Annotated in this window: 5 protein-coding genes; all 5 read right to left on the minus strand. The window is 71.3% G+C overall.

Translation table 11 applies throughout. The features are described 5' to 3' along the window. Positions 1-876: glycosyltransferase family 2 protein (locus tag VN520_RS14065; RefSeq protein ID WP_325747239.1), on the minus strand; the 876-nt coding region annotated here is incomplete at its 3' end. A gap of 178 nt (positions 877-1,054) precedes the next feature. Beyond that, the gene (locus VN520_RS14070) at positions 1,055-1,969 is read right to left on the minus strand and encodes a carbohydrate ABC transporter permease (protein WP_325747240.1); all 915 of its coding nucleotides are present in this window, start codon (positions 1,967-1,969) and stop codon (positions 1,055-1,057) included. A gap of 100 nt (positions 1,970-2,069) precedes the next feature. Beyond that, positions 2,070-3,443 carry a sugar ABC transporter permease gene (locus VN520_RS14075; RefSeq protein ID WP_325747241.1) on the minus strand — a complete coding sequence of 458 codons (1,374 nt, stop codon included), beginning with the start codon at positions 3,441-3,443 and terminating at the stop codon, positions 2,070-2,072. Between the two features lie 4 nt (positions 3,444-3,447). Further along, positions 3,448-4,812 carry an ABC transporter substrate-binding protein gene (locus VN520_RS14080; RefSeq protein WP_325747242.1) on the minus strand — a complete coding sequence of 455 codons (1,365 nt, stop codon included), beginning with the start codon at positions 4,810-4,812 and terminating at the stop codon, positions 3,448-3,450. A 231-nt stretch (positions 4,813-5,043) separates the two neighbouring features. Beyond that, positions 5,044-6,361 (minus strand): FtsK/SpoIIIE domain-containing protein (locus VN520_RS14085; protein ID WP_325747243.1); only part of this gene is annotated, 1,318 nt, incomplete at its 5' end.

The raw sequence follows: 6,361 nt of genomic DNA on the forward strand, positions 1-6,361 counted from the left end.
TGGGGTGCGGTAGCGGCGGCAGTGGGCGCGGGCGCGGCGGAAGAACTGGGCCCGGGTCCCGCGCGGCAGCCGGTCCCGGGAGGTGAAGAGGGTCGAGAAGTGGTCGAGCATCCGGCGGAACATCACCGGGCGCCAGACGGCGAGTTCGGGGCGGGCGTCGATGAAGGCGAAGACGCGGTCGTACTGGTCGAAGACGTCGAAGTGCCGGTGGGTGGTGGTGGAGAGGATGTTGCCCCGGCGCCGCTGGCGGTAGCCCACACAGACGGTGTCCAGCACGGCGATCGACCCGGCGGCCATCAGCACCGGGTAGGTCCAGGGAGTGTCCTCGTAGTAGCCGGGCGGGAAGGTGAAGCCCTCGGCCTCGATGAACTCACGGCGGTACGCCTTGTTCCAGACGACCATCAGGACCTTGAGCAGCTCGGGCCGCTCCGCGAGCCGGAAGGAGGGGGGGCCGGTCTCGGCGAGGTGCCGGGCGAAGGTGTTGCGCACGCTCTCGCCCGACCAGTACGTACGGGCGTAGTCGTAGACCAGGACGTCGGGGCCGCCGGTGGCCTCCAGCCGGTCGGCGATGGCCTGGAGCGCCTCGGGGGCGAAGGTGTCGTCGCCGTCGAGGAAGAGCAGGTAGTCCCCGGCCGCCCGGGCCACCCCGGCGTTGCGGGCGGGTCCGAGGCCGGAGTTGTGCGGGAGGTGGACGGCGCTGACCCGGGGGTCGCGTACGGCGTACTCGTCGGCGATCGGGCCGCAGGCGTCCGGTGAACAGTCGTCGACCACGATGATCTCGTAGTCCTTGAAGGACTGATTCAGCACGGAGTCGAGACACGCGTGCAGATACGCCTGGACCCGGTACGCGGGCACGATGACACTGAACCGGGGCACAACACATCCAGGGGGCGCTCGCGGGCGGGCAGGTGGCCCGCAAACGGCCGATGGAGTGACTTGGTTACGCGGGATGTGGCATTCGGGGGAAAAGAGCGGTAGGGCGGCCCGATCGCGAGTGATCGGGCCGCCCTGGTGTTGACGAACCTGTGTCCGGTGGCGTCGTCGGCCGCCGCGTTTACTTGACGGCGCCGGCCATCACCCCGGAGACGAACTGCCGCTGGAAGGCGAAGAACACCGCCAGCGGGATCACCATGGACACGAAGGCGCCGGGTGCCAGCACGTCGATGTTGTTCCCGAACTGCCGCACCTGCTGCTGGAGGGCCACGGTGATCGGCGGGGACCCCGAGTCCGCGAAGATCAGGGCGACCAGCATGTCGTTCCACACCCAGAGGAACTGGAAGATCCCGAGCGAGGCGATCGCGGGGCCGCCGAGCGGCATCACGACCCGGGTGAACAGCCGGATCTCACCCGCGCCGTCCAGCCGTGCGGCCTCCAGCAGTTCACGCGGGATCTCGGCGAAGAAGTTCCTCAGCAGGAAGATGGCGAACGGCAGGCCGAACGCCGTGTGGAACATGATCACACCGAAGGTCGTCTCGAAGATCCCGATGGCGCCGAAGAGCTCGGACACCGGGATCAGGGCGACCTGTACGGGGACCACCAGCAGCCCCACCACCACCAGGAACCACCAGTCGCGGCCGGGGAAGTCCATCCAGGCGAAGGCGTAACCGGCGAACGAGCCGATGACGACCACCAGGAACGTGGACGGGACGGTGATGAGGACCGTGCTGAACAGGGAATCGGTGATGACCGAGTTGTCCAGCAGGCGCTGGTAGTTGTCGAAGGTGAGCTCGGAGGGGGCGGTGAAGACCTTCCACCAGCCGGTCGCCGCGATGTCCTCGGCGCCGCGCAGCGAGGAGAGCAGCAGCCCGATGGTCGGCATCAGCCAGAACAGGCCCACCAGGATGAGGAAGACCCGCAGGGCGCCACCGCCCGCCCGGGCGGCGATCCGTGCTCCGAGGGACTGCCTGGTCTTTTCGGGCGGCTCGGCCCTTGGCGCCTGTCCCGCCTGTGCGGCCTCGGTCGTGGTCACCGGCGTCCCTCCTTCCGCATCCGGCGGATGCTGCTGTGTGCACCCGGGGGGCGACCCCCGGACCCCCGGCCGGAGGCTGGTGCGGTGTGGGCCTGGGCGGTCACCGGCGTCCCTCCTTCCGCATCCGGCGGATGTTGAACAGCATCACCGGGATCACCAGCAGCAACAGGAGCACGGCGATGGCGCTGCCGACCCCGAGATCCGCGTCCGTGCCGAACGAGGAGCGGTACAGCTGGAGGGCCAGGACGTTGGCGTCGTCCTGGGAGGAGCCCGGTGCGATGATGAAGACCAGGTCGAAGATCTTCAGGACGTTGATCATCAGGGTGACCAGGACCACCGCGAGCACGGGTGCCAGCATCGGCACCGTGATCCGGCGGAACACCTGCCACTCGTTCGCGCCGTCCACCCGCGCCGCTTCGAGGAGTTCGCGCGGAAGTCCCGCCAGTCCGGCGGCGATCAGCACCATCGCGAACCCGGCCCACATCCAGACGTAGCTGCCGATGATCCCGGGTGTCACGAGGGACGGCCCGAGCCAGTCGACCCCGTTGTACGGCTCCCGGAAGTTGTCCGCCGGAAGCCGGAGCAGGGAGCCGTCCGCCGAGGCGGGCAGGGTGAACACCCCGTCCGCTCCGGCCGTCGCCGTGGCGACGACCTTGCCGTCCTTCACGGCTTCGACGGTGATGCCCTTGAGGCCGAGTTCCTTCGGGTCGACGACGTTCGGTCGGCCGCCGCCGCCCCTGGTGAAGTCGAGCCAGGCCGTGCCGGTGACGCCCTCACCGGACGCGGTGGCCGCCTTCGCGGGCTTCGCGTCGCCCGGCATCTTCGCCGGCACCACACCGACCAGCGGCAGGCGCACCGGTTCACCGGCGCGCACCGTCTCCTTCGTCACGAAGGAACCGCCGCCGCCGGCCTTCAGCGGATGCACGGGCAGCGGATGCGCCTTCGGGAAGCCCGAGGACCGGGCGAACGTGTCGTGCACCCCCACCGCCACGGCGTTGGCGACACCGCGCTCCGGCGCCTGCTCGTACACCAGCCGGAAGATGATGCCGGCGGCCAGCATGGAGATCGCCATCGGCATGAAGACGATCAGCTTGAACGCCGTACCCCACCGGATCCGCTCGGTGAGCACCGCGAAGATCAGCCCCAGCACCGTGGCGACCGTCGGCGCGAACACGACCCAGATCGCGTTGTTCTTGACCGCCGTCCGGATGGTGGCGTCCGTGAACAGCGCCTCGTAGTTGTCCAGGCCCACGAAGCCGGTGCCGGACTGGTCGAGGAACGAGCGGTAGACGGAGTACACGATCGGATAGACGACGAGGGAGCCGAGCAGTACCAGGGCCGGCAGCAGGAACACCGCCGCGACGGCCCTCCGGGTGCCGGTCACGCTTCCGCGTGGGCGCCTGCCCGTGCCCGTGCCGGGACGCTTGTCGGCGGGAGGCGCGCTTCCGGCGCCCCCCGCTGTCGCTGTAGTCATCCCGTCAGCTCTTGTACGCCTTGGCCGCGTCGGACTCCAGCCGGGCTTGAGTCCCCGCGATGTCCTTCGGGTTCTTGAGGAAGTCCTGGAGCGTCTTCCACTCACCCTTGCCGGGCGTCCCGCCGAACGACTGCGGGGCCTGGTCGGACATGTCGAACCGGACGTCGTCACCGGCGTCGATCAGCGCCTCGGCGATCTTGCGCTGTACGTCGTTCGGGTACGCGGCCGCGTCCAGCGACTTGTTGGGCGAGATGAAACCGCCGGCCTCGGCCCAGATCCTGGCCGCGTCGGCCGAGGCGAGCCAGGTCAGCAGCGCCTGGGCGCCCTTGCTGTCCTTGAGTGCCACGGCCGCGTCGCCGCCCGTGACCACGGGGGACTCGGCGCCGACCGCCGGGAACGGGAACACCTTGGCGTCCGTACCGATCTTCGCCTCGGTCTGCGCGATGTTGATGGAGACGAAGTCGCCCTCGAAGACCATGGCGCCCTTGGGCTGGTCCCCGCCGGTGAACGTCTGGGTGACGGACACGGGGAACTCGGTCTGGAGCGCGCCGTCCGCGCCGCCGGAGATCAGGTTCGGCTTGCCGAAGAGTTCGGCGAGGGTGGTCAGGGCGTCCTTGACGGACGGGTCGGTCCACTTGATCTCGTGCTTGGCCAGCTGGTCGTACTTCTCCGGGCCGGCCTGGGAGAGGTAGACGTTCTCGAACCAGTCGGTGAGGGTCCAGCCGTCCGCGCCGCCGACCGAGACCGGGGTGACACCGGAGGCGGAGACCGTCTCGGCCGTGGCCAGGAAGTCCTTCCAGGTCTTCGGCTCGCTCGCGCCCGCGTTCTCGAACGCCTGGGCGTTGTACCAGACCAGGGACTTGTTGGCGGCCTTGAAGTAGACGCCGTACTGGGTGCCGTCGACCGCGCCGAGGTCCTGCCAGACCTTCGCGTAGTTCTTGCCCAGCTGGGCCTTCGCCTCCGCGCCCGCCGGCTTGGCCCACTTCTTCGCCACGGCCTGCTGGATGGCGCCCACCTGCGGGAGCATCGCGACGTCCGGGGGCTGGCCGCCGGCGATCTTCGTCCCGAGGAAGTTGACGATCGGGTCCTGCGCCGGGACGAAGGTGACCGCGGCGCCCGTCCGCTTCTCGAACTCGTCGAGCACCTTGGTGAAGTTGGCCTGCTCGGGCCCGGTCCAGACCGCGGCCACCGATATCTTCTCGCCGTCGAGCTTCGGCAGATCGACGGTCGACGGGCTGTCCGTGCTCTTGCCGGATCCCCCGCCCGCCTTGTCCTTGTCGCCGCCGTCGCCGCCGCACCCGGTGAGGGCCAGCGCCCCGATCGCGGTGAACACCAGTGCGGCCCTACGCATGCGAAGGGTTGTGCGCATCCCTGCCCCGTCTCTCCTGCGCGCGCATGAGCGTGGACCGGCGCCAACGAGGGGACCCTGCGGTGCCGATCACGTCTCACATCGTGCGGTTCACGTCGTCCGTGCGCACAGTCCTATGCCCGGCACACCGGGGCCGCAATACCGCCGCTCACCTCAACTCATTGATCGTGATGGGCTCGTGACGTCATGTCATGGAACTGACCGGGTGCGCGGAGCCCAGGGCGCCGGTGGTCAGGGGATCAACGGAGGCAGCGGCTCCGCGTTCACCGAACGGGCCGCCCTCTCCAGGGCGCTGGCCAGCAGAGCGAGGTCGGTGGGCCCGTTGCCCAGCTCGCGGACCGGCCGGCGGGCCGGCGGATCCCCCATCCGCTCCCACTCCAGCGGTACGACGGTGGGGCGCAGGGTCGCCGTACGCGGGATGCGGCCGGTGACCCGGCCGCCCTGGAACGGTGTCACCCGGCCGTCCGGGTGCCCCAGGCGCCCCCGGCCCGGTGCGGGCTCGTCCGGAGACGGGGGGACGACGGGTGGATCGAGCACGATGCGCAGCCGCGCACCCCGGGCCAGCTCCGTGTCCTCGGTGCGGTCCGGGCGGGCGGACGTGGCGACCAGGTGGACGCCGAGACGCCCGCCCTCCCTGGCCACGGCCTCCAGCACCCGGACGACGGACCCGGCGGACGGGCGGCCGGGGCTGCCGAGCGCCGGGGCGACCAGGGCGTCGAAGTCGTCCGCCAGGACGACCAGCCGGGGGAGGGGAGAGGGCCCGGGGTCCGCCGGGCGGGCGGCGGCGGGCCGCAGCCGCAGAGTGCCGGTGGCAGGTGATTCGAGGTCACCGCGCTGCTCGGCGGTGCCGTGGGGGCGCCGGCCGGCCGCTGCCTGTGACTCCTCGTACCGCGCGTGCCATTCGGCGAAGTCCAGCGTGCCGAGCAGCTCCGCCCGGCGCTTCAGCTCGCCGCCCAGCGCCTGGGCGAACTCCCGCATCCGTACGGGCTCGGAGGCCACCAGGTGCGCGAGGACGTGCGGCAGCTCCGTGCAGGGGAGCAGTCCCTCGCCGCGCTGTCCGTGCTCGCCGCCCGCCCCGTCGATGAGGAGGATGCCGAGCCGGTCGGGGCGGGCGGCGGACGCCAGCGAGGCGGCGACGGCGCGCAACAGCTCCGTACGGCCGCTGCCCGCGGGCCCTTCGACCAGCAGGTGCGGTCCCTCGTCGGCCAGATCGACGGAGAGGGGGCCCCGGGGGCCGGCGCCGAGCACGATCACGGGGCGTCCCGCACGGCCGAAGGACGCGCCCGCGGGCCCGCTCCCCGCGCTTCTGCTGTCACGGCGTTGCGCGCCGATCCGGGGGGCGCCGCTCCCGGCCGCGGGGGTGTAGGCGGAGCGGCCCGAGCCCGAACTGGTCGGACCACTGCTCCGGAAGGGGGCCTCCCCCGGGTCGGGGGACTCGCGCTGCGGGCCCACCCGGGGCCCGGTGCTCAGGGTGCGGCCGGAGCTCGTCGTGCCCAGGTCCGCGGCTCCGTGCGCGGCCGTGCGCACCGTCGCGCCCGGCTGTTCCTCG

This window comes from Streptomyces sp. (assembly GCF_035563135.1).
In the GTDB taxonomy this organism is placed as follows: domain Bacteria; phylum Actinomycetota; class Actinomycetes; order Streptomycetales; family Streptomycetaceae; genus Streptomyces.